Origin of the sequence: Bradyrhizobium sp. HKCCYLRH3073 (assembly GCF_051167995.1) — a bacterium.
Lineage (GTDB): Bacteria > Pseudomonadota > Alphaproteobacteria > Rhizobiales > Xanthobacteraceae > Bradyrhizobium.
On record NZ_JBNPUD010000003.1, the window covers coordinates 358,635 to 384,344 of the forward strand.

The window sequence follows — 25,710 nt, forward strand, 5'->3', positions numbered from 1 at the left end:
GTGCTCCCACGGCTTCCCCCTCCAGCCCCGCAACGAAGACGCCGGTCATGACGCTTCACTCCACGATCGATCCATCGTCCTCCGATTTCGCCCGCAATGCCGACGCCATGCGCGCGCTGGTCGCCGACCTCAGAACGAAGCTGGGGCAGGTCGCCGAGGGCGGCGGCGAGGCCTCGCGCAAGCGGCATTTGTCGCGCGGCAAGATGCTGGCGCGCCAGCGCGTCGACCTGCTGCTCGACCCCGGAACGGCGTTCCTGGAGCTGTCGCCATTGGCCGCGCACGGGCTCTATGGCGGCGACGTCCATTCGGCGAGCATCGTGACCGGCATCGGCCGCATCGCGGGGCGCGAATGCGTCGTCGTCGCCAACGACGCCACCATCAAGGGCGGCACCTACTACCCGATGACGGTGAAGAAGCATCTGCGCGCCCAGGACATCGCGCGGCAGAACAATCTGCCCTGCGTCTACATGGTCGATTCCGGCGGCGCGTTCCTGCCGCTGCAGGACGAGATCTTCCCGGACGAGCGGCATTTCGGCCGGATCTTCTACAACCAGGCGCAGATGTCGGCGCAGGGCATTCCGCAGATCGCGATCGTGATGGGCTCGTGCACCGCCGGCGGCGCCTATGTGCCGGCGATGTCGGACGAGAGCATCATCGTGCGCAACCAGGGCACGATCTTCCTCGGCGGTCCGCCGCTGGTGAAGGCGGCGACCGGCGAGGTCGTCAGCGCCGAGGAGCTCGGCGGTGCCGACGTGCATTCGCGACAGTCGGGCGTGACCGATCACTACGCGCAGAACGATGCCCATGCGATCGGCATCGCCCGCCGCATCATCGGCACCCTGAAGCCGCCGGGCGCGCGCACCGTGCTCAACATGCGCGAGGTGCGCGAGCCGCGCTATGCCGCGGAAGAAATCTACGGCGTCGTGCCGGTCGACGGCCGCAAGCCGTTCGACGTGCGCGACATCATCGCGCGGGTGGTCGACGGCTCGGAGTTCGACGAGTTCAAGAAGCTCTACGGTCAGACGCTGGTGTGCGGCTTCGCCCACATCTGGGGCCATCCGGTCGGCATCATCGCCAACAACGGCATCCTGTTCAGCGAGAGCTCGCTGAAGGGCGCGCACTTCATCGAGCTGTGCTGCCAGCGCAACATTCCGCTGGTGTTCCTGCAGAACATCACCGGCTTCATGGTCGGCAAGAAATACGAGGCCGGCGGCATCGCCCGCGACGGCGCCAAGCTGGTGACGGCGGTCGCGACCGCGTCGGTGCCGAAGTTCACCGTCGTGATCGGCGGCTCCTACGGCGCCGGCAATTACGGCATGTGCGGCCGCGCCTATGCGCCGCGTTTCCTGTGGATGTGGCCGAATGCCCGCATCTCGGTGATGGGCGGCGAGCAGGCGGCGATGGTGCTGAGCCAGGTCCGCCGCGACGGCATCGAGGCCAAGGGCGAGAGCTGGCCGGCGGAAGAGGAAGAGAAATTCCGCAGCCCCATCCGCGCGCAATACGAGGCGCAGGGCAATCCGTACTACGCGACCGCGCGGCTGTGGGACGACGGCGTGATCGATCCCGCCGATACCCGCCTCGTGCTCGGACTTGGATTGTCTGCCGCCGCCAATGCCCCGGTCGAGCCGACCAAGTTCGGCCTGTTCAGGATGTGATCATGGCTCGTCCCGGATTGTATCGTCGTTTTCGCAAGCTCCTGATCGCCAACCGCGGCGAGATCGCCGTGCGCGTCATCCGCACGGCGCGCGCCATGGGATTGAAGACCGTCGCGGTCTATTCGGAGGCCGACCGCAACGCGCTGCACGTCGCCCTGGCCGACGAAGCGGTGCTGCTCGGCCCTGCGCGCGCCCGCGACTCCTATCTCAACATCGAGCGGCTGATCGAGGCCGCCAAGCAGACCGGTGCCGAGGCCGTTCATCCCGGCTATGGCTTCCTGTCCGAGAGTGCCGAGTTCGCACAGGCCTGTCTCGATGCGGGGCTGGTGTTCGTCGGGCCGACCGCGGCGATGATCACGGCGATGGGGTCGAAGTCCGGCTCGAAGTTTCTGATGGAGCAGGCGGGCGTGCCGCTGGTGCCCGGCTATCACGGCGAGGCGCAGGATGACGCCACGCTCGCCAATGAAGCCGCGCGGATCGGCTTTCCCGTGCTGATCAAGGCGTCCGCCGGCGGCGGCGGCCGCGGCATGCGCGTGGTTCACGCGGCCGGCGACCTCACTGATGCCGTCACCAGCGCCAAGCGCGAGGCCAAGGCGGCGTTCGGCGACGACCGCGTGCTGATCGAGAAGTTCGTCGAGAGCCCACGTCACATCGAGGTGCAGATCGTCGGCGACAGCCACGGCAATCTGGTCTCGCTGTTCGAGCGCGAATGCACCCTGCAGCGCCGGCACCAGAAGGTGGTCGAGGAGGCGCCGTCGCCGACGTTGACGCCGGCGCAACGGGACACGGTGTGCGCTGCGGCGCGTCGCGCGGCGGGCGCGGTGAACTATGTCGGCGCCGGCACCATCGAGTTCGTCTCCGACGGCCGCGACGTGTTCTTCATCGAGATGAACACGCGTCTGCAGGTCGAGCATCCCGTCACCGAGTTGATCACCGGGGTCGATCTCGTCGAATGGCAGTTGCGCGTCGCCTTCGGCGAAGAGCTGCCGCTGACGCAGGACCAGATCCGGTTGCATGGCCATGCCATCGAGGCGCGCGTCTACGCGGAGAATCCCGCCAAGAACTTCATGCCCTCAGTCGGCACGATCAAGACCTGGCGGCTTCCCGCTGAAACCGGCGGCCTGCGCATCGATGCCGGCTATCGCGAGGGCGATGCGGTCTCGCCCTATTACGACGCGATGCTCGCCAAGATGATCGCCTGGGCGCCGACCCGCGAGGTCGCGATCGAGCGGCTCAACCGCGGCCTTGACGACACCGACGTCCGAGGCATCGTCAGCAACATCCCGTTCCTGTCGTCGCTGCTGACGCATCCCGACGTCGTGGCGAACGCGATCGACACCGGTTTCATCGAGCGCCATCTGACGCATTTGACCCAGTCAGGAGCGGTGGCCGGCGACCTCGAGCTCTGTGCCGCGGTTGGGGCCATTCTCATCGGCGAGCAGATCGCGGCTGCGAAGGAGCAAGGCTCGCCGTGGCGCGCATCCGGCTGGATGCCGGTGGGACTGCGACAGCGCGTGTTCTCGTTCCGCCAAAGCGCGGGTAATGAACCGCGGACCGCCACGCTGGCCTATGGTTCCGGCGTACAGCGCCTGTCGATCGAGGGGCGTGAGACCTCGTTCTCGGCTATTCCGACTGATGACGGCGGCTTCGACCTTGTGTGCGACGGCGTCAAATCCCATGTGGTGGCCGTCATCGAGGGCCATGAGCTGTACCTGCGGACCCGCAACGGTCGTTTCGATCTGCATTGGATCGATCCGTTCGGCGGAGACGACGAGGAGCAGGCCGGCGAGGACAAGATCGTGGCGCCGTTGCCGGGGACCGTCGTGGCGCTGCTTGCGCAGGAAGGCGCCGTCCTGGAGAAGGGTGCGGCGATCCTGACGCTCGAAGTCATGAAGATGGAGCAGACCCTGCGGGCGCCGTTCGCAGGCCGGCTCACGGCGATCAAGTGCAAGGTCGGCGACATCGTGCAGGAAGGCGTCGAGCTGGCGGACCTCGAACCGTCCGCCTGATCCTCGAACCGGAGAGGTCGGCATGAGCGAGAGCGTGCGCATCATCGAAATGGGCCCGCGCGACGGCCTGCAGAACGAGAAGACGTTGGTCGGCGTGGCCGATCGCATCGCCTTTGTCCGCGCGCTGGTGAACGCCGGCCTGGCCACCGTCGAGGTCGGCGCCTTCGTCTCGCCCAAGGCGATCCCGCAGATGGTGGGATCGGATGAGGTGATGCGCAGCGTGTCTGCGCTGCCCGGCGAATTCCATGTGCTGGTGCCCAATGTGAAGGGCTATGAGGCCGCGCGCGCTGCGGGCGCCAGGGTGATTTCCGTGTTCACGGCGGCCTCTGAGAGCTTCTCCCGCGCCAACATCAACTGTTCAATCGCGGAGTCGCTGGAGCGCTTCAAGCCGGTGATCGCCCACGCCAGGACCGACGGCGTCAAGGTGCGCGGCTACGTCTCCTGCGCGCTCGGCTGTCCCTATGAAGGCGAGATCAAGCCGCAGGCGGTAGCCGGCGTGGCGAAGGCGCTGTGGGACCTGGGCTGCTACGAGGTCTCGCTGGGCGACACGATCGGCGTCGGCACGCCGCTCAAGGCCAAGCAGATGCTGCGCGCCGTCTGCGACGATGTGCCGGTGATGCATCTTGCGATGCATTTCCACGACACCTACGGCCAGGCGCTGGCCAATCTCTATGCGGGTATGGAGGAGGGCGTCCGCGTCATCGATGCCGCCGCCGGCGGCCTCGGCGGCTGCCCGTTCGCTCCGGGCGCGACGGGAAATGTCGCGACCGAGGACGTCGTCTACATGCTTGAAGGCATGGGCATCCGCACCGGCGTCGACATGACGAAACTGCTGGCCGCCACCAACGAAATCAGCCGGCTGCTCGGCCGGCCCCCGGTCAGCCGCGTTGCCGGCGCGCTGAATGCGAAGAACAGGCGAGCAGCGAATGGCGAATAGCGAACGGGGGCTGAACCTATCGCCAATCCCTATTCGCTACGTCCTAGTCGCCATTCGTCGCTGCGTCAGCGGCTGAGATCCGGCCCCATCACGAGATCCGGCAGCGCCGTCGAGATCTGCGGCACGAAGCAGAGCAGCAGCACGGCGGCCATCATCAGCAGGACGAACGGCAGCGTGCCCCAGATCACCTCGCGCAGCGGGATGTCCGGCGCGACGTTCCTGATGACGAAGATGTTGAGACCCACCGGCGGGTGAATCAGGCCCATCTCCATCACGATCGTCATCACCACGCCGAACCAGATGATGTCGAAGTTTGCTGCCCGCAACGGCGGCAGGATGATCGGCGCCGTCATCAGGATGATCGATACCGGCGGCAGGAAGAAGCCGAGCACGACCACCATCAGCAGGATCGCGAACAACAGTTCCCAGCGCGGCAGGTGCATCGCCACGATGGACTCCGCCACCGACTGCGAGATGTGCAGGTAGCTCATCACGTAGGAGTACAGCAGCGACATGCCGATGATCAGCATCAGCATGGTCGATTCGCGCAGCGTCGCCTTCATGATGGGCGCGAGATCGGCCGGGCTCCACACGCGGTAGATGATCGCGATCAGCACGAGCGCGAGGATGCCGCCGAGACCGGCTGTTTCCGATGGCGTGGCGAGGCCGCCATAGAGCGCGACCATGACGCCGGTCAGGAGCAGCACGAACGGAATCACGCGTGGCAGCACGGAGAAGCGCTGCGCCATCGTAAAATCGTCCTTGGTCAGGATGTCCGACCACGCGCCCGACTTCTCATAGACGGCTTTCGCGCGCGCATATTCCTGCCGGAAGCGCACCACCGAATAGACGCCGAACAGGGTCACCAGCAGCAGCCCGGGGCCGATACCGGCCAGGAACAGCCGTCCCAGCGATTTCTCCGCCGCGATCGCGAATAGGATCATCGTAATCGAGGGCGGAAGCAGAATGCCGAGCGTGCCGCCGGCGGCGATGATGCCTGCGGCGAAGCCGCCGGAATAGCCGCGCTTGCGCATCTCGGGAATTCCGGCCGAGCCGATCGCCGAGCAGGTCGCGGGGGACGATCCCGCCATCGCCGCGAACAGCGCGCAGGCGAACACATTGGCGACGCCCAATCCGCCGGGCACGCGATGCAGCCACGCATGCAGCGCCGAGTAGAGGTCCTGGCCTGCGCGGGAGCGGCCGATCGCCGCGCCCTTGAGGATGAACAGCGGGATCGACAGCAGCGTGATCGACGCCATTTCCTCGTAGACGTTCTGCGTCACCGTATCGAGCGACGCGGTCGGCATGTAGATGGCCATGAACACGACGGCGACGGCGCCGAGCGCGAACGCGATCGGCATGCCCGCGAACATCGCAAACAGAGTCGAGAGTCCGTAGGCAACCCCAATTCCGAACACGCTCATCGACGCGCTCCGGTCAGCGGAGCCACGATCTGCAGCAGCATCTGCAGGCACAGCAGGGTCATTCCCGCGGCCATCAGGCCGTAGGGAATCGCCAGCGGCGGCGACCACATCGAATTCGAGACCTGACCATCGACCCAGGCCTCATGTGTCAGGGTCCAGGATTTCCAGGTGAAGAAGGCACAAAACAAAAAGCTCGCGACGTCGACCAGCCAGAGCCTGATCTTGTTGGCGAGCGGCGACATCAGCCCAACGAAGGCTTCGATGCTGACGTGGCCGCGATGCTCCTGCACATAGGCTGCAGTCATGAAGGTTGCGCCGACGAGCAAGAACACGGCGGCTTCGTCCTGCCAGTAGTTGGCGGCCTTGAACAGTGCACGGCCCGCCACGCTGTAGCTCAGGATGAGGCAGGCAGCGACCAGTGCGAACGCGGCCAGAACGACGATGATGCGATTGAGCAGCGAGACAACACGCTGGAGCGGCGCCAGCGGACCGCTGGCGCCGATGGCTGTCGTGGCCTCGGTATCGATAACGGGCGCGTGCATCAATCAGGCCGCGACGTCGGAGGCGAGCTTGAGGAGCTTGGCGCAGTTCGCGGACCTGCCGCCATAGTCCTTCCAGGCCGTGTCACGGGCAATGTCGCGCCATTTGTTAACGGTCTCGACATCGAGCTCCGTAACCTTGGCGCCGGCCTTTTCGTAGACCTTGGCAACTTCGATGTCGTCGTCCTGCGCGCCCTTGCGCCCGAACGCCTCCATCTCCGCGCCGACCGCGAGGATGATGTCCTGTTGGTTCTTCGGCAGCTTGTCGAACGAGGCCTTGGACATCATCAGCGGCTCGAGCATGAACCAGTACGACGCCTTGGCTCCGGAGGTGAGGGCCTTCGACACCTCTTCCAGCCGGAACGAGATCAGGCTGGTCGACGAGGTAATGCCGGCATCGCAGGCACCGGTCTGCATTGCGGTGTAGATTTCATTCGACGGAACCGACAGCACCGAGGCGCCGGCGGTCTGCAGCACCATGTCCATCTCGCGCGAGCCGCCGCGCACCTTCATGCCCTTGGCATCCTCGGGCGCCACCAGCGGCCGCGATCGGCTGGCGACCCCGCCCGCCTGCCAGACCCAGGTGAGCAGGATGATGCCCTTGTCGGCCAGAAAATCGCTCAGCGTCTTGCCGACCGGCTCGTTCTTCCAGCGCATCCCCTGGTCGTAGGTCGTGACCAGACCCGGCATCAGCCCGATGTTGGTCTCGGGCACCTCGCCGCCGGCGTAAGGCATCGGATAAAGGCTGATGTCGAGCGCGCCCTTCCGCATGGCCGAGAATTGCGCGACGGTCTTGATGAGCGAGGAGTTCGGATAGATCTCGGTCGCGATCTCGCCGCCGGAGCGCTTCGCAACCTCCTCGGAGAACACCCGGCAGAGCCGGTCGCGGAAATCGCCCTTGTCGATGGTGCCGCCGGGAAACTGGTGAGAGATCTTCAGCGTCGTTGCTGCATGGGCCGTGCCGGTTCCAAAACGCAGAATGGCCGGCGCAGCGAGCGCGGATGCGATGACATGACGGCGTGTGAGCATGAGATTTCCCCTGGACAACTTCTGGTTGGGTTCCCGACCCGGGTTCGTTGGCGTGAGTTATACCAACCAATCTACCGGACTTACCTCTAGCCGAACTAGGCAGTTCGTTCGAGGCCAAATGCATGGGAAGCGACATATTGCTGCGGCGCACGTACCGGCCTGTGAATCCCTTGCCCGGGTTGTACTAACATGATCTTGCCGGGCAAAATTGTGTCCTCGATTCCGGAACGGGACGCATTCGAGTCAAATTTGATCGAACAAAAATTCTCGCCCGCGCTCGTAACAATCGCCTTCATCGGAACGTCGATATCCAGGAACGGCGCGTCCGTCGCCGTCGAACCCCGTCATACGAAGGAGCGATCATCATGACCAATCGTAGCCGCCTCATCCTCGGAATCTCCGCCGCCGCCCTCGCGTTCAACGTGGCCGTCGCGCCGGTGGCCTTCGCGGAGGACAAGATGAGCAAGGACGATGGGATGAAAAAGGGCGCGATGTCCCACGACGGCATGAAGAAGGATTCGATGGCCAAGGACGGCATGAAGAAGGACGATGCCATGTCCAAGGACGGGATGAAGAAGGACGACGGCATGATGAAGAAGAACTAAGTCGTCTCGCCCGGCATCGTGCGATGGGACGACCGTATCAGTCCCATCGCCGATGAAGTGAGGAGCCGCGCGATGCCGGACGCGACGGCACGCAGGTCTCGTGGCGGCGGCGTTGCTGCTTACTTCTTCTTTCCGCGGGCCTTGCGCGCGGCGTAGCGCGCATCGCGCTTCGCCTTCTGCTCGGCCTCCATCTCGGCCAGGCGAGCGGCTTCGTCTTCCGCCTCGCGCGCGAGCCGGGCAATCTCGGCAGCTTTGGCCTCTTCCTCGAGGCGCTTCTGCTCCGCCTTGGCGGCCTCGCGCTCCAATCGCTGCTGCTCGCGGCGGGCGGCGGCAGCTTCGCGCTCCTGCCGTCGCTTCACGACTTCGGGATCGTCCGGTCCCGGCTGCGATTTGAACTTCTGCACGATGCTCTGGCGGGCCTGCTGCGCGGCCTTCTGCCGATCGGCAAATCCAGGTTCCTTGAATCCTCTCATGGAGACGTCGTCACTTCGCTATTTGGGTGTTCGATCAGGGTGTGGTCGGTCAGGGGCTGCACGCGCCGCCAGGCAATTCTTCCACGAGATCGTGAACACGAGCGGAGGCCGACGCGAGCCCGTGTGTATAGGATCGCATGCGTCGATGACAAATGCTTTATCGCCGCTCCTCCACATCCGACCTGCCTAGCGCTTGCATGGCGCTCGCCGGAGGCTATGTAAGCACCCCCGTCGCTGACGCAGGTCGGCCGGCTGTGAGTCGCTTCACGCCTCGCGGGCACCAGCGCACCGCCCGGGTGCGACGTCCAACGGAGTTGACCAGCATGATCTCTGTTCGCCGCGGGCGCATGGCGCTCGGCCTCGCGCTCGTCGCTCTCGTGGTCAGCGCATGCGTGATGACCGCGGTCCTCGCCCGCCCGCGGCCCGTTTCGGCCGGTGTGCTGGGTTCCGAATGGGAATGCGGGCAGCTGTTCTGGGTGACGAGCTGCACCCGTATCGAATCGATCTCTCCGGCATCTCGCCAGCAGCAGCAACCGCACGGTGAGGCCGCTGGCCTGCGTGCCGCCTAGGCGCACCGGCGATGAGTAAGCAGGGGCCGGATAGACGCGGTGCCATGGCGGCACTGGTGTTCGCGGCGCTCGTCGTGGCCTTCGGCGTGTGGCTGGCCCGCAGCCTGACCTCGGCAAGCCAGATGCAGGATTGCCTGATGTCGGGACGAACCAACTGCAATGTGATCGTGCCCGACCGGTGACCGCCGATCAGCTCGTACCGGATCAGCAAGACCGCGCCAGCAAGGTTGCATGATCGGAGCGGCGAATCAGCCGGCATCTCGGTTAACCTGACGGCAGCAGGTCGACCTGGCCGCAAAATAGTCGGGATTTTACCCGTTTGTCGCGGAAACTATGGTGCGCCCGGACCATACGCGCCAAAGCCGGCGATCCGGGATCATCAATCCGCATCACACCTCGCGTGCGCGGCAACCGGCGGGCGATCAAGGGTAGGGGAGAATGACGTTGTCCAACCAGAGCACACGGTGGCTGCCCGCGATCGCAATCCTGACCGCAGTCGTGATCCCCGCCCAAGCCTGGGCGCAAACCCAGGACCAGGCTGGTCCCGGCGCCGGGCATTCGCCCCAGGCCCGCCCGCCCGGTGTCATTCGCCAGGCGCCGGCCCAGGGTGGGCAGCCGGGCGGCCAGCCCCATGTCCAGATTCCGCGGCAAGTCGGTCCCATGGCCGGCCAGCCGCAGGGAGCACAGCCGGGCGCACCGCCGCGGGCTGCCATTGTCCCTCAGGGACGTCAGCCTGCGCCGGTGGCGCAGCAGGGACGTCCGCCGGGAGCCGGTCAGGGCTACGCAGCGGGTCACGGCCCGGGCCCTGGTCCGGCGATGGTCGGGCGGGGACCGGATGCGCGTTATACGCACGGCCGGGTCGCGGTGCGCGACTATGGTGGGCAGTCTTATCGCGGCCGGGTCGGCTGGGAGGGCGGCCGATGGCGGCACGAGGTTCACAATGGCCGTCCGGGCTGGTGGTGGGACGTTGGTGGCGTCTGGTACTATTATCCCGAGCCCATGGAAGGACCGCCGACCTACGTGTCGGAGGACTATGCTGACGATGTGGTCTATGCGCCGTCGGCGGCCTACGAGGCGCCCCCGCCGGTCGCCTACGAGCCGGCGCCGCCTCCGGCCGAAGTCGATCCGGGTGCCAGCGCGCTCGGGGGCGCGATCATCGGCGGGGTGCTCGGCGGTATCCTCACCGGCAAGGCGGGCGGTGCCGCGGCGGGCGCCGTGCTTGGTGGTGCCACCGGGGCGATCGCCGGCGCTACGGCTGCGGCGCGACCGGGCTATTATCTGTCGCAGGGCAATTGCTACTATCGATATCCGTCGGGAGAGTATGTCGCGGTCGATCCGCGCTCCTGCTACTGAGCCGCCGCCGGCGGTCGGAGCGCTGCGCTGAGCTTGGTTGGCCGCTGCGGAGTTGTGGCCGAATCTCCGCAAAGCTCCGGAGCAGGAGTGGGAGCGAATCTTGATAGACTCCGCTTCATCGTTCGAGAGGTGAGAGCTCCTGGGCCATGACCAAGGCGTCCAAGCTGGTTGCCGCCAAGGGCGGAAGGGTTCTCCTGGTCCGGCGCCGGGCCGACGGTCGCTGGATGTTTCCGGGTGGCCGCAAACGCGCGCAGGAGACGGCGAAGGACTGCCTGAAGCGCGAGATCAAGGAGGAGCTTCCCAAGCTCAAGCTCGGCCGGCTGCGGCTATGGAAGGAAGTCACCGCCAAGAACAAGCGCTCGGGTCGCAAGATGAGCGATGCCATCTTCATCGCCAAGTATGCCAAAGGGCGCCTGGAGATCGGAGACAAGAAGGAGATCGACCGCGCGGTGTGGCAAAAGCCCTACGGACTCAGCCTGACGCCGACGTCGCGCTACATCCGCGACCAGCTGTTTCCACGAAAGCCGGACTGAACCGTCGCGGGCTGGGAACATCCCGGCCGCCTGGGCGTTATCTGCCCATGCCTTACGATAACACAGACAGACAGCCTCGCGTCCTCACGCCGGAAGAGCGTCGAGCGCGCGACGCCAGCCGCAGGGCTGATGCCGAACAAGCCATGCGCGAGCATGAGGCGGCCCAGCGCGCCTTTTACGCCAACCGCGAGCGGCTCCGGGCCGAGCGTCTGGCCCGGGAGGCCGCCGCCAAGTCGGGCTGACGGGAGTTCCTGTCAGCTCGCCTTGCGGCTCCGGAATGCGTTCGCCATCCGCAGAAACGCTTGATCCAGCAACGCATACATGTCGCCCGTGATGTCGCAATCGAACATCGCGCGGCGCATGCACGTCATCCATTCGTCGCGCTCGGCGTCGCCGATCGGATACGGACGGTGCGCGGACATGATGCAGCGATGTTCGGCCCGCTCGAAATAAAGCGCCGGCCCGCCCAGCCAGCCACTGAGAAATTCGAACAGCAACTGCTTGATCGGACCAAGATCGGCGTCGTGCATCGCGCGGATGCGGCTGGCGCCGGGCTCCTGGTCCATGATGGTGTAAAAGCGCTCCGCCAGACGGCGCACGCCGGCCTCGCCGCCTACGAGCTCATAGGGCGTCGCCTCGTTCACAACTGCTTCTGCTTCGTTAGCCGAATTCGCTGCCGTCATCGCATCTCGTTTCCGCTCGCCCCTCTGCAGCCAACAAGCGGCAGAGGTATGGCGCCTTGATCTGGATCAAGCGGGAAAACGCGCGTGCGTTCGGGCTAGCGGATGCTGGCTTTGACGAGGCGCTGCCGGTCGGTGTCGGCGGCGATCTGGCGCAGCGTCTGTCGGAGCAGAGCGAGATCGACCGGCTTGGAGAACGGCGGATAGACGTTCAGGCCGAGGATCTTGCCGGCGCGGACCGTGACGTCGCGGGTCTGATCGTCGGAGCCGCTGATGATCAGCACCGGCGTGCGGGACTTGATGTCCGCCAACAGCTGCAACACCTCGGTGCCGGAGCGCTCACCGAGATTGAGGTCGAGCGTGATGCATTCGAAGTTGCGCCGGCGCAGCACGTTCATCGCGCCGTCGACCGAGTTCACGCCGGTCGTCGCAAAGCCCGCCTGCACGGCGATCTTGCGCAGGATCGACAGATGAACGTCGGCATCTTCGATCACGAGAAGTTCGTTCAGCATGGTCCCCGCGCGGCTGGTGTGTCGGCTACAGATGGACCTGCGGAACTTAAGAGGGGGTTTCTGATTTCCTCGTAAACATCGGGTCCCGTAGAACAACGGAAAATCTGCACGCTATCCGCCATTGCCGGCGCCCGCGCGGAACAGCTCAGAACGGCCGACGGCTCGGCATGGCTTTGGAGGAGCCCCGCAGATCGGTCATCTCTGTCGAATCGGCCGGAGGCAGGCGCCCGCCCGGCCGGCGCCAGTGCTCGACGTGCAGAAGGATGCCGGCCACCAGCAGCGGCGCGACGGCGGCCACCGCCAGCAGCGGCGACAGCGGCTTGGGCGTGATCATCTCCATCGTCATCTCGCAGACCATCCAGATGGCTGCGGACGCCAGCACGAAGTCGCGGGAGGGGATGCGGAGCCAGTACAGGAAGCCGGTGATGATCGCGGCCGGCGCAATGATCGGGCCGATCATGTAGAAGTTCAGCTCGGGCGGCGTCACGGCGTCCAGGACCATCGATGCCAGCAGCCACAGGCTGAGGAACATCACAACGCCGTCGACGTATCTCATGGCTAACCTCCGCCGCGACATTTTGGCGCAATCTTTGTCCGGTTTATGGCTGTTCCGTCAAGGGCCATGGCGTCCCGGGCCGATTTGCAGCCCGATCCGGTGGATTATCGCCCGCGGCCAGGGATGCCGACCAGTTCCTGGTTCCACGACCATCCCCTGCTCAATCCGCCGAAAATCCGAACGGAACCGACGACGTCCTGAAATCGTCCGGCAGGATCTCGCGCCCGATCGGCGGCGCCGAGCGTGCCGCGCATTTCGGCCGGTGGCAGACCCGGCAGGCGACCCCGATCGGGGTCGGCGCGTCGGCATCCGGGCCATGGCCGTCGCGGGTATAGATCAGCTGCCCCGCATGCTCGGCGGCGCAGCCGACCGCAATCGCCCGCTCGACGCGCACCGCGCCATAGGAGCCGCCGCCGGCGGTCACCGTGCGGGCGATCGAGAAGAACCGGCGGCCGTCGGGCAGCTCCAGCCATTGGGTCACGATCTGGCGCGGCGTCTTGAAGATGCCGTGCACCGACCACAGCGGGCAGGCCCCGCCATGGCGGGCGAACGGGAAGCCGGCGCCGTCGAGCAGCTTTGACACGTTGCCGGCGGGATCGACCCGGATCAGGAAGAACGGGATCCGCTCCGCGCCCGGCTTCTGCAGGGTGGTGACGCGATGCGCCGTCTGCTCGAAGCTGGTGCCGAACTGCCGCGCCAGCGCCTCGAGATCGTAGGCCCTGGCATCGACGGCTTTGGCGAAGATCGAATAGGGCATGATGATCGCAGCCGCCGCGTAGGCCGCGAGCGCGCGGCGCGCCAGCAGCTCGGCGGTCTTGCTGGCGAACTTGCCGTCCTCCAGTGCCGCTCCGATTTCGGTGTCGAGCTCGAGATAAGCGAGCTGCCGGGCGAGCTCGAATTTCAGGCTCGCGCTGTCCAGCGAGTCCTCGATCAGCAACTGCCGGCGGTGCAGGTCGAGCCGCCTCAGCGAGCCGAGCATCACGTTCGGCGGCATGTAGCGGACCTGGAGATTATGCCGGGCGCGAAAGCGCTCGATGAAGCCGGCCGGCCCGGCGGAGACCTGCGGAGCCCCCGTCGGCGCCCCCTGGAAGATGGCCTGCGCCAGCCGCTCGGCGGCATCGTCGAGCTGGGCAAAGTTGTTGCGGCGGGCGGCGAGGAAGCGGCGGACATCGGCGACGGGATCGTTGGCGTCGAAGCCGTCATTGCCAACGCGCGGCGCGCTGCCGGCCGGCACCGGAGCGCGCTGCTCGGCCAGCGCGAGCTGCTCCTCGCGATACGCCGTGTAGAGCCGCAGGAACGCTTCGGTCATGCCGGGATAGCTGACGGCGAGATCGCTGATCTCCAGCGCGGGGATGTCGATGTCGGAGAACATCGGGTCCTTGAGGACCGACTGCATCCGTGCGGTGTGGTCGGCCCCGCCGTCGCCGGCGAGATCGGCGAGGTCGATCTTGTAGGTCCGCGCCAGACGCAGCAGCATGTCGGCGGTGACCGGCCTCTGGTTCCGCTCCAGGAGCGCCACGTAAGGCGCTGAAATTTCGAGGTCCGCGGCCATGTCGGCCTGGGTCAGGCCGAGCTCGCGCCGCAGGCGGCGCAGGCGCGGGCCCATGAAGATCGATCGTGCCGTGGCGGTGGTCATGGCCATATCCCGGTCTTGTAATCTCCTTACAGCTATACACGAGAACTTTGTAAAGTGTGACAAGTTTTCCGCGCAATGTCTGGGTCCGCCGCCCCAGGCTGCTTACAACAGGTCCCAGGTTGTCCTTAACCAAGGGATCACGGACATGAACTTCCAACCGCGTGGACTGAACGACCAGGCCCTCCAGGGCCCCGCGTCCTACCAGGCCGAGGTCGAGGCGGCGCGCGCGCTGCTCGAGACCCAGCCGACCTGGAACGGCGTCACCGCCGAGGCCGTGGCGCGCATGCGCCTGCAGAACCGCTTCAAGACCGGTCTCGACGTTGCCCGCTACACCGCGGCCGTGATGCGCGCCGACATGGCCGCCTATGACGAGGACAGCACCAAGTACACCCAGTCGCTCGGCTGCTGGCACGGCTTCATCGCGCAGCAGAAGCTGATCTCGATCAAGAAGCACTTCGGCAAGACCGACCGCCGCTACCTCTATCTCTCCGGCTGGATGATCGCGGCGCTGCGCTCGGAGTTCGGCCCGCTGCCGGACCAGTCGATGCACGAGAAGACCTCGGTGCCCGCGCTGATCGAGGAGCTCTACACCTTCCTGCGCCAGGCCGACTCGCGCGAGCTCAACGATCTCTTCCGCACGCTGGACGCGGCCCGCAAGGCCGGCGACAAGGCGAAGGAGAGCGAGATCATCGCCAAGATCGACGGCTTCCAGACCCACGTCGTCCCTGTTATCGCCGACATCGACGCCGGCTTCGGCAATGCGGAAGCGACCTATCTGCTCGCCAAGAAGATGATCGAGGCGGGCGCCTGCGCGCTGCAGATCGAGAACCAGGTCTCCGACGAGAAGCAGTGCGGCCATCAGGACGGCAAGGTCACGGTGCCGCATGACGTCTTCCTGGCCAAGATCCGCGCCTGCCGCCACGCCTTCCTGGAGCTCGGCGTCGAGGACGGCATCATCGTCACCCGCACCGACTCGCTCGGCGCCGGCCTGACGCAGCAGATCGCCTTCTCGAGCCAGCCGGGCGATCTCGGCGACCAGTACAACAGCTTCCTCGACTGCGAGGAGGTGACGCCCGCGACCGCGCGCAGCGGCGACGTCATCATCAACCGCGACGGCAAGATGATGCGCCCGAAGCGGCTGCCCTCCAACCTCTACCAGTTCCGTCCCGGCACCGGCGAGGACCGCTGCGTGCTCGACTGCATCACCTCGCTGCAGAACGGCGCGGACCTGCTGTGGATCGAGACCGAGAAGCCGCATATCGAGCAGATCGCCAAGATGGTCGACCGCATCCGCAAGGTGATCCCGAACGCCAAGCTCGCCTACAACAATTCGCCGTCGTTCAACTGGACCCTCAACTTCCGTTGGCAGGTCTATGATGCGATGAAGGAGGCGGGCCAGGACGTCAGCAAGTACAACCGCGCCGAGCTGATGAAGGCGGAGTACGACGACACCCCGCTGGCGAAGGAAGCCGACGAGCGCATCCGCACCTTCCAGGCGGACTCGGCCAAGCGCGCCGGCATTTTCCACCACCTGATCACGCTGCCGACCTACCACACCGCCGCGCTGTCGACGGACAACCTCGCCCGCGAGTATTTCGGCGAGCAGGGCATGCTGGGCTACGTCAAGAACGTCCAGCGCGCCGAGATCCGCCAGGGCATCGCCTGCGTCAAGCACCAGAACATGGCCGGCTCCGACATCGGCGACGACCACAAGGAGTACTTCGCCGGCGAGAAGGCGCTGAAGGCCGGCGGCGCGCACAACACGATGAACCAGTTCGGCTGATTTCCGCCGGGTGAATCGCTGAACTGACAGGACCCGTCTGGAGCTGACAGCTTCAGGCGGGTCTCGCTTTTTGGGGACGCGCCTTGTAGCTGTCGCCGATCGTGAGCCTGGAAGCTTGAGGTCGCCTCTCTCCACGCCGTCATGGCCGGGCTTGTCCCGGCCATCCACGTCGTTCGGCGGACGTGGATCGACGTGGATGCCCGGGCCTTCGCCGCGCCGAAGCGGCTTCGGCCGCGCAGGCGGGACAAGCCCGGGCATGACGAGCAACAAATTGGTGCCGGACCGTCTGGCTGAGGACGTCATTCTCCTACGCGACCCTCTCGCCCCGTCGCGCGGTGCCCTCAGCGCTCCGCCAGCGCCAGCCGCGCACCAAGCAACGCAAAGCCGCCGGCAAAGGCGCGGCGCAGCCAGGTCCTGACGCGGGGGCGGCTGACGACGCGGTCGCGCACGGCGGCGGCGAACAGGCCGTAGAGCACGAACACCGCGAACGTCATCGCCATGAACGCGGCCGACAGCTCCAGCATCAGCGCCAGCGGATGGGCGGCATCGGCGGCGATGAACTGCGGCAGGAAGGCCAGGAAGAAGATCGACAGCTTTGGATTGAGGATGTTGATCAGGAATCCCGTCAGCACCACCCGCCAGGCCGAGCGCGCATCCGCATCGTCCTTGCCCTCGACCGACAGCGCGCCGCGCTCGCGAAGCGTCTGCCACGCCATGTAAAGCAGATAGGCGACGCCGCAATATTTCAGCGCCGCAAATGCCAGCGCGCTGGTGTGCAGGACAGCCGCGAGCCCGACGATCGCGGCCAGCATCGCCGGCAGGATGCCGAGCGTGCAGCCGAACGCGGCGGCGATGCTCATCCGCGAGCCCTTCGTCAGCGCCACTGCGAGCGTGTAGAGCACGCCGGTGCCAGGCGAGGCGACCACGATCAGCGAGGTCAGCAGGAAGGCAGTGGACATCGGCGGGCTCCCAGGGTCGCGGTTGTTCAGGCAAAGGGCAGTCGGCGCATCTCAAATCGGCCTCCATCATTCCACGGCGCAGCGGCGGACGATAGAAGGGCACGGGACACGGGTCGGTGACGACCGGGCGCGCCATCGTGTGCGTCGTCGTCGAGGGCGCGCAGCGGGTCATGCGGGCAGGGGGCGCGTTCATTCGTCATCGCGACGCCTGTCGCGCCCGAACTGTTGCGGTCGTTTCGCCCCCCAGCAAACAGAGGGCGCGGGGAATGCCGGGCTGCAGGCCGCAACCCATGGCCCGCCTGCAGAAGAAAAAGCAGGCGGCAGTCACCACAGGTTCAGCCGGATCAACCCGGCATTCCCCGCGCGATGGTCTTCACGCTTATACGCGATCTCCCCGGTGTCCGGCTTGATAGCCACCGTCGCCCGTGGGGGTCATCATCCCCCAGGACTTGGCGCCAGCTTCGGGGCGCCAGGACCACGCGATTTCACGTCCGCAAGGAGCCGTTCGTCCGCGCACTATCCAAGCGCGCTGCGATTCACCTGCGGCCACCGCATCCCGCGCCCAACGTCCGTGACGATCGCGATCCGCCCCTCTCGAGGAGCACGGGACGGGGACAGTCAATCATGAGTTTCGGAAAAAGGGAAGAGGAATATTTTTGCGCCGATGACTGGACAGGGGTGATCGTCTTGAGCGGCCTGCTGAAATAAGTTTCGCCGCGCATCCTCACGGCTCATGCTGCCGGCAAGCGCAGCGCCGTCGCGCCATGATCCGGTTTCTGCGCCGTGAGGACCTCCCGGACACTGCAACCTGTGCGGGTACTGAACGCATCGCCCTGCCAACGACCTGCTTGATGCCGGGGACGGCAACGGCTGTGTCCTGCCCGCAACGTGGTCGGTTTTTGATAGTTCCACCATTCCCCTCGAGGTTGCGGCTATTGTTCCCCAGATCGGCCCCTGCTACCGCTACTCAACGACAGTTGGGGATGCCGTGGGGGCTCAAATGAAGTGTTTGCGTTGGCCTGCCGGCTGGCTGGCCATCCTGGGAGTCGCGTGTCTTGGCGGGTGTGCTGCGCCGCTTGCGGTCAACAATGTAACCGACATCAGGTCGACGACGGGCAGCCGAGGGATCGACGTCTACGAGGCGAAGCGCCGGACCGATCCGAGCGTGCCCGAGTTCGCGGGCGACCAGCTCGTGGAAGTGCGGACGTTTCACAATCCCGGCGGGGGAGGCGAGGTCGAGATGGCCGGAGCGTCCTGCTCACTGGAAGCCTCCGGCTTCACGGCGACCATGACGAGCCCCGCGAAGGTGCGCGTACCGCTCTATCGCGGACAGTCGAGCACGCTGGCCGTGTCCTGCCAAAAGCCTGGCTATCAGAAGCGGATGATCACGGTCGCGCCGATCGATGCGACGCGCCAGGCTCGTCTGGCCAGCGGCATCAATGGCGGCATCCTCGGTGCGGTCATCGTGGCAGGTATCGATGCCGCCGCCGACAACACGAAGAACGACTGGCGCTATCCCGTCGCGAAGGTCGTGCTGGAGGCCGATCCCCCGGGGTAGGTGGTGGACGGATCTTTTGGCATGGCGGTGAATGCGGTTGCGGTGACCGTGCACTTAGCTCGTTCGATCGATCGCCTGTCGAGATCAAAGGTTCGAGGGGACGCTAGTGCCGGCCACAATTGCAGAACGGTCGGTGAGCGCACGCTACGGCGGACTGCCGGTGGCACAGAGGCCATCAACCGCGGGAAATTTGAGCTGAGAGCTCGTTAAGGATTTCAACGTCGGAGTCGAATGTCATGAGAGCTCTCGCGCTGATCCCACTGATCGCCTGCCTCGCTGGCTGCGGGATGGTCGACGCCGTCCAGAACGGGCTGGCCTACAGCCGCGCCGTCGAAGCCGACCTCCTCGCCGAAACCGGCGTCAAGCCCGCCGTCGGCTTCAACTGGAACAACGGCACCCTGACGTCGGTGATGGTGACCTTTCCGAAGCTCTACACCGACAAGCCGCTGCCAGAGCTGGCGGAGAAGGTCCGGGCCGCAGTGCTCAAGGAGTTCAAGCAGAGCCCGCGGCAGCTGGTGCTTGGGTTCGCGGTCAGTGGGTGAGGGCAGCGCGGCTGCTCCAACTGACGTCCACGGAATTTCGTGCGCCGTCACCGTAACTCCGCAAGCTCCAGCTTGGCGCGTTCGGACGCGAAGACCTCCATCGGCGTTTGAAAGCCGAGATAGGCCCTCGGGATTACGGTGACAGTGCTGGACTGCACCCCTCAAGTGAGACACGATAATCTCAGTGACAATGGGTAAATTCATCGCATCGTGTTTTGCTTGAACGCGGCTTCGAACTCAAGGGGAGATCGATAGCCGAGGGCCGAATGCAAGCGCTCCTTATTGTAGATCTCGGCGATGAAGCTGTTGATCCGGCGCCGGGCGTCGTTGACGTCGGCAAAGCTCTTGCCGTTGATCTCCTCGGCCTTGAGCGTCTTCATGAAGCTTTCGGCCTTGGCGTTGTCGAACGGGTTGCCGGGACTGCTCATGCTGATCTTGATGTCGCGCTTGGCCAGCCGCTCCCGATAGGCGATCGAGGAGTATTGCACGCCGCGGTCTGAGTGGTGGATCAGGCTGCCGGGCTTGGGGTTCCGAGATTGAAGCGCTTTGTCGAGAGCCGCGATCGCGAGGGAGGCGTCGAGGGTGTTGTCGAATGCCCAGCCGACCGCCTTGCGGGAGAAGCCGTCGAGAATGACGGCGAGATAGGCGAACGTCTTGGCGAGATGGACGTAGGTGATGTCAGCGACCCAGATCTGATCCGGAGCCGATGGCGCTAGGCCACGGATCAGGTTGGGGACGACGATCACGTCAGTCGGCCTTGCAGTCGGCGGCTTCAGGAAGGGCGTCTTGCGCTGCGCGAGAAGATTATCCTGACGCATGAGGCGCAGGACTTTCTTGCCATTGACGACCATTCCCAGACGCCGAAGAGCGGCGGTCACCCGTCGATAGCCGTAGAACGGATGCTTCAGGCAGATGCGCTGGAGCTGGTCGCGCAACTCGCACTCGGCTTCGGCGCGGCTACGTCGATTGAGATGCCGGTAATAAGTCGCTCGAGGCAGCCTTGCCAAAGCGCAGAGGCGCTGCACATGAGCGCTGGAGTCGGCTGTCTCCGCGGTCATGCTTTTGATGACTTCGATGATGCGGATACGGGTTTGCCTTGCGCTGCCGGCCGCTCCAGTGCGCGCAAGGCTTGCCGAAAAAAATCGAGGTCCATCTGCTGACGGCCGACCAGCCCTTCGAGCTCGGCAATGCGAGCATTGGCCCGTGCCAGTGCGGACCGCTTATCGTCATAGGTCGCCACAGATTTGAGCTTCCGGGGACCAGGCTTCGGTCCCGGCTTGCGGTTCAACCCGTCCGGCCCTTGCGCCCTCCAGGCCTTGATCCAGTCATGAAGGATCTTGCGCGATATCCCAAGGTCCCGAGCCACAGGCAGAACGCCTTCGCCTCGTTCGACACGCTTGATCGCCTTCAGTTTATAAGCCGTCGGAAACCGACGGGTCTTCCCTCTTGCTGCCACAGGTCATCCTCGGAATGCCTGTCACTGAGATTATCGTGTCTCACTTGAGGGGTGCAGTCCAGCACTGTCACCGTAATCTCCTAGGCTTCAGTGCAGAAGTGAATAGAGGCCGTCGGGAGGTTACCTTTAGGCGGGCAACGCCCTAGGTGATAATTGAGGTGGCCTTGATGGCCACCTGCGAATAGATGAACGCCGGGATCATCGCAACCGTCGCACATGAACTGTCTCTCCCTCGTCTACATTGATGATCGTGAAATCACACACGACCACATCTGAGGGCGCAAGCCACAAAGCAGAATCCACTGTGTCTGCAGGATCAACCTTCCACATGCTGCCGTCTTCGAGCTTTAGGATTTGCCCGTCAGCAAGCACTTCCTCTATCCAATGACCGTCCTCGCAGGCGAATGCGTGACCAAGCGTCCCGGCGAGTAGGAACAATGCAGTTGGGTAGATGCGTATCATAGACGCTCCCTTTCCTCACCAGTTCCGGTCCAAATGGTTAGCCTAGACGGCTTTGAAGATCGCAAATGAAGTTTGCTCAATTGCGTCGGTCAGGCAATCGGTCAGTCGTGAACGGCACGGCACCCGATTAACTTGATGATCCGATAATGCTCTTGCGCTGCAGGTCGTCGAAAATTGCAGCAACTGAGCTGGAAGCGTTTGCGCCGTCGCCGACGAAGAGAAGACCGCCGGCATTGACCTGACCATTGCCGACCCAGAGAGTCCGGCCGGTGCTTGCCTCCAGAAGCCGGGCCGTAAACGTGGTCTGACGTCTGTAGCGGTAGGTCGGAGTGGCGGTGGCGACCATCGTGCCAGACGTTGTGCCATTCATGGATATGGTCGAGGTGTTGCCGAACGTATTGACGGTCCCGCTCGCGCTGGATGTTCCGGAGTATTGGCCCGAGAAGATCGTCCCGGCGTATTGTTGCTGCACACCGCTATCGCCCACGCCGATGACCAGGACGCCTTCGATGGCGTCGCGCGCAAGGCCCTGTTGGACTTCGGCGTTGGTGTAGGTCCGTGTTGGAGGAAACAGCATCAGCGCGTCGTCAGCGACTACGCCGCGTTTCCGGGCCTCCTCAGCGATGTTGGCCTGAATGCTTGATACGAGGGGGCCGGGTCCGGAGACATAAGCGACCATGCGGCCGATCGGTTTTGTCGGCAGTTGTCGGTCTGCATATCCCTGCATTGACGTCGTGATGCAGCCCGACAAGGCAATGGCGGCCAACACAACGCCGACGACTGTTCTTGCCCAACTCATCGAAGCGCCCCGCAAAAAAATCTGCAACGCCCGATTGTGCCTTGGATTCAGTAAGCACGCCAGCAGGCATGTGGACAAACTGGTCGTCCAAGCGATCCGGCAACAATGATCGACGATCTCTCGTAGGTAGAGCAGTATTGATCTGATCTTGGTGAGCGCGCCGGGACTCGAACCCGGGACCCCATGATTAAAAGTCACGTGCTCTACCGGCTGAGCTACGCGCTCGCTCCCAAGGAAGCGGTGTGACGGCTGGACCGTCACTGTCCGGATCGTCGACAGGATACCATCAGAACGCTTGCGGCGTGGCCGTGGTTCACTGCGGGCTGCGGGAACGGGGGTGAACCCCTGGCCCGTGGGCCGCATGCTGTCGTGCGGGGTGTGTAGGGGGTGGGTGCGGTCGGGTCAATAGGGCGGAAGGGGCAAACCACAGCGGGGTGGGATCATGGCGGACGCGTCAGCGGCCCGACCGAACGCAATTTGAGGCACGTCATGCCCGGGCTTGTCCCGGGCATCCACGTTTGGCGTCTTGCGCTGCCATTCCGACGTGGATGGCCGGGACATGCCCGGCCATGACGGTGTGTGGGGGGAGCAGCCGGGTAAAAAGCGACGTCCGCGCGCCCGCCGGTCTCGGACCTACACCTTCTCCGCCACCTTCGTCGCCGCCGCGCTCAGCGGCGCCGGCTGCATGCCCGGACCCGCCAGCTCCGGCACCCAGACCGGGCGCAGGCCGATCAGCTCGGCGGTGCGGACGGTGGCGTGGCGCCAGAACTCGAAGGAGTTGATGCGGGACATCTCCAGCAGCGCGATCGCGACCGCGGACAGGAACGGCAGGCTCTCCAGGATCAGGACGGCGGCGAAGATGTAGAGCTCGGTGATCTGCAACGTGTTGGTCACGATCAGGATGGTGGCGCCGATCAGGAGCAGAGCGCCGATCACGGCCTCCCAGAATGCCTGGAACTCGATCGACATCCTGGAGAGACCGCCCTTGGACGTGCGGGCGAAGGCGAGGTGCTCGGTGATCAGGCCCTGCGCCACGGCGCGGCTGACCGTCCATTGCACGCTCATCGCGGCGATCATCGCGCCCAGCATCTGCCACGGCTTCACCGCCACCCGCAGCCGGTAGAGGATCAGGAAGTGGGCGAGCGAGACCACGAAGGCGGCGAGGATCGGGATGGTCAGGATCTTGTCGGGGATGGCGATGCCGGCGAAGGCCACGATCGGCGTCCAGATCAGGTTGAGGATCGCGACGACGACGCCGAGGCTCTCGGCGCCCAGCCAGTTGAGCCAGCCGAGCGAGAACTCGCGCTTCTGGTCCGCCGTCAGCCGGCTCCTGCCGGGCAGGAAGCGCTGCCAGTGCTTCTTGACGATCTGGAAGCCGCCATAGGCCCAGCGATGGCGCTGCTTCTTGAACGCCTCGTAGGTGTCGGGCAGCAGGCCCGAGCCGTAGCGGGTGGCGGTGTAGTGGGTCTGCCAGCCGAGCTCCTGGATGGCGAGGCCGAGATCGGTGTCCTCGCAGATCGTGTCGCTCGACCACCCCCCGGCCATGTCCATCGCCGCGCGCCGGATCAGGCACATCGTGCCGTGCACGATGATCGCGTTCTCCTCGTTGCGCTGGACCATGCCGATGTCGAAGAAGCCGGCATATTCGCCGTTCATGATGTAGTGCATCAGCGACAGGTCTTCGTCGCGATGCTCCTGCGGCGCCTGCACCAGGCCGACGGTGGGGTCGGCGAAGGCCGGCACGAGGTCGGAGAGCCAGTCCGGCGTCACGACGTAGTCGGCGTCGATGATGCCGATGATCTCGGCATCGACGGCGGTGCGCTCCATCGCGATGCGCAAGGCGCCGGCCTTGAAGCCCTTGACCTTCTCGGCATTGATGAACTTGAAACGCTCGCCGAGCATGCGGCAGTGATCCTGGATCGGCTGCCAGAACGCCGGATCGGGCGTGTTGTTGATGATGCAGACGACCTCGTAGTTCGGGTAGTCGAGCCGCGCCAGCGCATCCAAGGTCTGCTTCATCATCTCGACCGGCTCGAAATAGGCCGGCACGTGGATCGAGACCTTCGGGCAATAGCCTTGGGGCATGGCGGCGCGGTCGCGCGCGACCTTGTCGCGGGTCAGGAGACGGCGCGGCTCGCGGCCGAAGGCGATCGCGGCGATCTCCTCGATGCGGGCCATCGCGATCAGGATCAGGGGAACCAGCAGGATCAGGCCCAAGGTCAGCGCGAAGGTCGAGCCCCAGACGAAATAGTGCACGTTCCAATAGGCGAAGACGGTGGAGACCCAGGCGCCGACGCCGTGCGCCGTGATGGCGAGCATCATCGCCTGCAGCACGGTCGGCTGGCGCAGCCGCACGATCGGCAAGGACAGGAGCACGCCGACCAGCAGCGCGATGGTCGCGAGCTTCCAATAGTCGGGATTCACGATCGGGCCGGTCCAGGCGAATTTCGCCTCGCGCGAGGCGTTCAGCACGCCCCAATACGGGCCGACGCCGCCCTCGAAATATTTCCAGGGCTGATCGATCGCCTCGACGATGTTGTACTCCATGCCGATCGAGGCGGCCTGGGCGAGGAAATTGCGCAACACCTTGGCCTGCCGGAGCGGGCCCGGCACGGCGGGGCCGCGGCCGTCGCCGCTGCGGCTGTAGCCCTGGCTCGGCCAGCCGAACTCGGCGATCATGATGCGCTTGCCGGTGAACTGCTTCTTCAGGAGCTGATAGCGATCCACCGCCTGGTCGACGGCCTGGTCGTCGGTGAAGAACTCCCAATAGGGCAGGACGTGCGCGGCGATGAAGTCGACATTGGCGGCGAGCTCGGGGTTGTCGCGCCAGGTGTTCCAGACGTCGCCGGTGGTGACGGGCACGTTGACCGACTTCTTCACGCGCTTGATCTTCTCGATCAGCTCATCGACCTTCTGGGTCGCCGTGAGGATGGTCTCGTTGCCGACCACGATGCCGATGACGTTGCTGTTGCGGCGGGCGAGGGTGATGGCCGACTGGATCTCGCGCTCGTTGCGGTCCGGATCCTTGTCGATCCAGGCGCCGAGCATCACCTTCAACCCCGCCTCCGCCGCCAGCGGCGGTACGATCTCGAGGCCGCCGGTCGACGAGTAGAGCCGGATGGCCCGCGTCATGGTGGCGAGCTTCTTCATGTCGGCGCGGATGCGTTCCGGCGAGGCCACGGTGTTGGCGCCGGGGGCCCCGGTACCTTCATGCGGATCGTAGGAGACGCTCTGCAGCAGGCCGGTGAAACTGGGGGCCTCCTGCTTGTCCTGCAGCAGTCCCCAGAGGGCGGCGTGCACGGCGGTGACGAGGAGCAGGACGGCGACGACGGCACGCATGGGAGGGGCAACCATTCCTAGGATCAAGTCAGCGGTGAAGCGGAGCGGTCGATCGCCGTTCCATCTCGGGTATGCGATGCTACCGGGATCGTGTTCACGCGTGCGTTCGACGGCGAACGGCGAAGGCGATCAGTCTCACGCCGTCACAGCCGAAGGCCGCGACGTCATACGTCATCCCAACAGAGCCCAATCCTGCTGAACGCTGCCTGAACCGGGGCGAGGCTCAGGCGCTCGTCGACGACCTCGATCATATCTCGGCCGTATCCTGCCACGCGATCGGAGCGCTGTCATGCCGCACGCCG

General features: G+C 65.2%; 26 protein-coding genes and 1 tRNA gene. 12 read left to right on the plus strand and 15 right to left on the minus strand.

Translation table 11 applies throughout. The features are described 5' to 3' along the window. The first annotated feature begins 47 nt into the window (after positions 1–47). Genes ACQR1X_RS09370 through ACQR1X_RS09380 form a run of 3 tightly spaced genes read left to right on the plus strand, consistent with a single transcriptional unit; the run spans position 48 to position 4,601 of the window. Positions 48–1,655 carry a carboxyl transferase domain-containing protein gene (locus ACQR1X_RS09370; protein WP_434895150.1) on the plus strand — a complete coding sequence of 536 codons (1,608 nt, stop codon included), beginning with the start codon at positions 48–50 and terminating at the stop codon, positions 1,653–1,655. A 2-nt stretch (positions 1,656–1,657) separates the two neighbouring features. Next, positions 1,658–3,664 (plus strand): acetyl/propionyl/methylcrotonyl-CoA carboxylase subunit alpha, encoded by a 2,007-nt coding sequence (locus ACQR1X_RS09375; RefSeq protein WP_434895149.1) that lies wholly within the window; start codon positions 1,658–1,660, stop codon positions 3,662–3,664. Between the two features lie 22 nt (positions 3,665–3,686). Beyond that, a complete protein-coding gene (locus ACQR1X_RS09380) occupies positions 3,687–4,601 on the plus strand; it encodes a hydroxymethylglutaryl-CoA lyase (protein ID WP_315800062.1) in 915 nt (304 codons plus the stop codon). A 65-nt stretch (positions 4,602–4,666) separates the two neighbouring features. On the opposite strand, the gene ACQR1X_RS09385 is transcribed toward ACQR1X_RS09380, so the two are convergent. From ACQR1X_RS09385 to ACQR1X_RS09395, 3 genes are read right to left on the minus strand one after another with little or no spacing between them, the layout of a single operon-like run. After that, positions 4,667–6,025, minus strand: coding sequence for a TRAP transporter large permease (locus ACQR1X_RS09385; protein ID WP_315800061.1), 1,359 nt, complete (start codon positions 6,023–6,025; stop codon positions 4,667–4,669). Next, positions 6,022–6,567: a TRAP transporter small permease gene (locus tag ACQR1X_RS09390; protein WP_315751628.1), complete on the minus strand. Its 546-nt coding sequence runs from the start codon at positions 6,565–6,567 to the stop codon at positions 6,022–6,024. The genes ACQR1X_RS09385 and ACQR1X_RS09390 overlap by 4 nt, the downstream gene beginning before the upstream one ends. Positions 6,568–6,570: 3 nt before the next feature. Next, positions 6,571–7,593, minus strand: coding sequence for a TRAP transporter substrate-binding protein (locus ACQR1X_RS09395; protein WP_316178848.1), 1,023 nt, complete (start codon positions 7,591–7,593; stop codon positions 6,571–6,573). A gap of 365 nt (positions 7,594–7,958) precedes the next feature. Between ACQR1X_RS09395 and ACQR1X_RS09400 the strand changes: the two genes are divergently transcribed. Continuing rightward, complete coding sequence (locus tag ACQR1X_RS09400; protein ID WP_316178846.1) at positions 7,959–8,198, plus strand: pentapeptide MXKDX repeat protein; 240 nt, start codon at positions 7,959–7,961, stop codon at positions 8,196–8,198. 119 nt (positions 8,199–8,317) lie between these two features. On the opposite strand, the gene ACQR1X_RS09405 is transcribed toward ACQR1X_RS09400, so the two are convergent. Continuing rightward, complete coding sequence (locus ACQR1X_RS09405; protein WP_315800057.1) at positions 8,318–8,671, minus strand: DUF6481 family protein; 354 nt, start codon at positions 8,669–8,671, stop codon at positions 8,318–8,320. Positions 8,672–8,994: 323 nt separating this feature from the next. Between ACQR1X_RS09405 and ACQR1X_RS09410 the strand changes: the two genes are divergently transcribed. The 5 genes from ACQR1X_RS09410 (at position 8,995) to ACQR1X_RS09430 (ending at position 11,368) form a co-directional block, all read left to right on the plus strand. Next, positions 8,995–9,240 (plus strand): hypothetical protein, encoded by a 246-nt coding sequence (locus ACQR1X_RS09410; protein WP_315800056.1) that lies wholly within the window; start codon positions 8,995–8,997, stop codon positions 9,238–9,240. A 44-nt stretch (positions 9,241–9,284) separates the two neighbouring features. After that, complete coding sequence (locus ACQR1X_RS09415; RefSeq protein ID WP_315800055.1) at positions 9,285–9,422, plus strand: hypothetical protein; 138 nt, start codon at positions 9,285–9,287, stop codon at positions 9,420–9,422. 256 nt (positions 9,423–9,678) lie between these two features. Continuing rightward, positions 9,679–10,593: a hypothetical protein gene (locus ACQR1X_RS09420; protein WP_410051397.1), complete on the plus strand. Its 915-nt coding sequence runs from the start codon at positions 9,679–9,681 to the stop codon at positions 10,591–10,593. Between the two features lie 146 nt (positions 10,594–10,739). Beyond that, positions 10,740–11,126 (plus strand): NUDIX hydrolase, encoded by a 387-nt coding sequence (locus tag ACQR1X_RS09425; protein WP_434898691.1) that lies wholly within the window; start codon positions 10,740–10,742, stop codon positions 11,124–11,126. Between the two features lie 47 nt (positions 11,127–11,173). After that, positions 11,174–11,368 (plus strand): hypothetical protein, encoded by a 195-nt coding sequence (locus ACQR1X_RS09430; protein WP_315800052.1) that lies wholly within the window; start codon positions 11,174–11,176, stop codon positions 11,366–11,368. Between the two features lie 12 nt (positions 11,369–11,380). Here the strand turns inward: ACQR1X_RS09430 and ACQR1X_RS09435 are convergent, their stop codons facing one another. From ACQR1X_RS09435 to ACQR1X_RS09450, 4 genes are all read right to left on the minus strand, one after another. Then, positions 11,381–11,809 carry a group II truncated hemoglobin gene (locus ACQR1X_RS09435; protein ID WP_316164804.1) on the minus strand — a complete coding sequence of 143 codons (429 nt, stop codon included), beginning with the start codon at positions 11,807–11,809 and terminating at the stop codon, positions 11,381–11,383. A 95-nt stretch (positions 11,810–11,904) separates the two neighbouring features. Beyond that, positions 11,905–12,318, minus strand: a complete 414-nt coding sequence (locus ACQR1X_RS09440; protein WP_315800050.1) for a response regulator — start codon at positions 12,316–12,318, stop codon at positions 11,905–11,907. Between the two features lie 145 nt (positions 12,319–12,463). After that, the gene (locus ACQR1X_RS09445) at positions 12,464–12,874 is read right to left on the minus strand and encodes a hypothetical protein (protein WP_434898692.1); all 411 of its coding nucleotides are present in this window, start codon (positions 12,872–12,874) and stop codon (positions 12,464–12,466) included. A 160-nt stretch (positions 12,875–13,034) separates the two neighbouring features. Further along, complete coding sequence (locus ACQR1X_RS09450) at positions 13,035–14,510, minus strand: helix-turn-helix domain-containing protein (RefSeq protein ID WP_315826916.1); 1,476 nt, start codon at positions 14,508–14,510, stop codon at positions 13,035–13,037. A gap of 145 nt (positions 14,511–14,655) precedes the next feature. Between ACQR1X_RS09450 and ACQR1X_RS09455 the strand changes: the two genes are divergently transcribed. Beyond that, complete coding sequence (locus ACQR1X_RS09455; RefSeq protein WP_434898693.1) at positions 14,656–16,293, plus strand: isocitrate lyase; 1,638 nt, start codon at positions 14,656–14,658, stop codon at positions 16,291–16,293. Positions 16,294–16,634: 341 nt separating this feature from the next. Here ACQR1X_RS09455 and ACQR1X_RS09460 read toward each other — a convergent pair whose 3' ends face one another. Beyond that, on the minus strand, positions 16,635–17,252 hold the full coding sequence (locus tag ACQR1X_RS09460; protein WP_434898694.1) for a LysE family translocator: 618 nt from the start codon (positions 17,250–17,252) through the stop codon (positions 16,635–16,637). Positions 17,253–18,252: 1,000 nt separating this feature from the next. Between ACQR1X_RS09460 and ACQR1X_RS09465 the strand changes: the two genes are divergently transcribed. Together ACQR1X_RS09465 and ACQR1X_RS09470 are read left to right on the plus strand one after the other, a co-directional pair. Beyond that, positions 18,253–18,810, plus strand: a complete 558-nt coding sequence (locus tag ACQR1X_RS09465; RefSeq protein ID WP_434845974.1) for a hypothetical protein — start codon at positions 18,253–18,255, stop codon at positions 18,808–18,810. A 236-nt stretch (positions 18,811–19,046) separates the two neighbouring features. After that, on the plus strand, positions 19,047–19,352 hold the full coding sequence (locus tag ACQR1X_RS09470; protein WP_315800044.1) for a hypothetical protein: 306 nt from the start codon (positions 19,047–19,049) through the stop codon (positions 19,350–19,352). Positions 19,353–19,552: 200 nt separating this feature from the next. Here ACQR1X_RS09470 and ACQR1X_RS09475 read toward each other — a convergent pair whose 3' ends face one another. The 6 genes from ACQR1X_RS09475 to ACQR1X_RS09500 all read right to left on the minus strand — a co-directional run bounded on the left by ACQR1X_RS09475 (position 19,553) and on the right by ACQR1X_RS09500 (position 25,408). After that, positions 19,553–20,410, minus strand: coding sequence for an IS3 family transposase (locus ACQR1X_RS09475; protein WP_315800043.1), 858 nt, complete (start codon positions 20,408–20,410; stop codon positions 19,553–19,555). Further along, positions 20,407–20,808: a helix-turn-helix domain-containing protein gene (locus ACQR1X_RS09480; RefSeq protein ID WP_315800042.1), complete on the minus strand. Its 402-nt coding sequence runs from the start codon at positions 20,806–20,808 to the stop codon at positions 20,407–20,409. Before ACQR1X_RS09480 ends, ACQR1X_RS09475 begins: the two co-directional genes overlap by 4 nt. 198 nt (positions 20,809–21,006) lie before the next feature. Next, the gene (locus ACQR1X_RS09485; protein WP_434898695.1) at positions 21,007–21,270 is read right to left on the minus strand and encodes a hypothetical protein; all 264 of its coding nucleotides are present in this window, start codon (positions 21,268–21,270) and stop codon (positions 21,007–21,009) included. Between the two features lie 127 nt (positions 21,271–21,397). Further along, positions 21,398–22,036, minus strand: coding sequence for a hypothetical protein (locus ACQR1X_RS09490; protein WP_315800041.1), 639 nt, complete (start codon positions 22,034–22,036; stop codon positions 21,398–21,400). A 182-nt stretch (positions 22,037–22,218) separates the two neighbouring features. Further along, positions 22,219–22,294, minus strand: a tRNA-Lys gene (locus ACQR1X_RS09495). 408 nt (positions 22,295–22,702) lie between these two features. Continuing rightward, positions 22,703–25,408 (minus strand): glycosyltransferase, encoded by a 2,706-nt coding sequence (locus tag ACQR1X_RS09500; RefSeq protein WP_434898696.1) that lies wholly within the window; start codon positions 25,406–25,408, stop codon positions 22,703–22,705. Between the last annotated feature and the right edge of the window lie 302 nt (positions 25,409–25,710).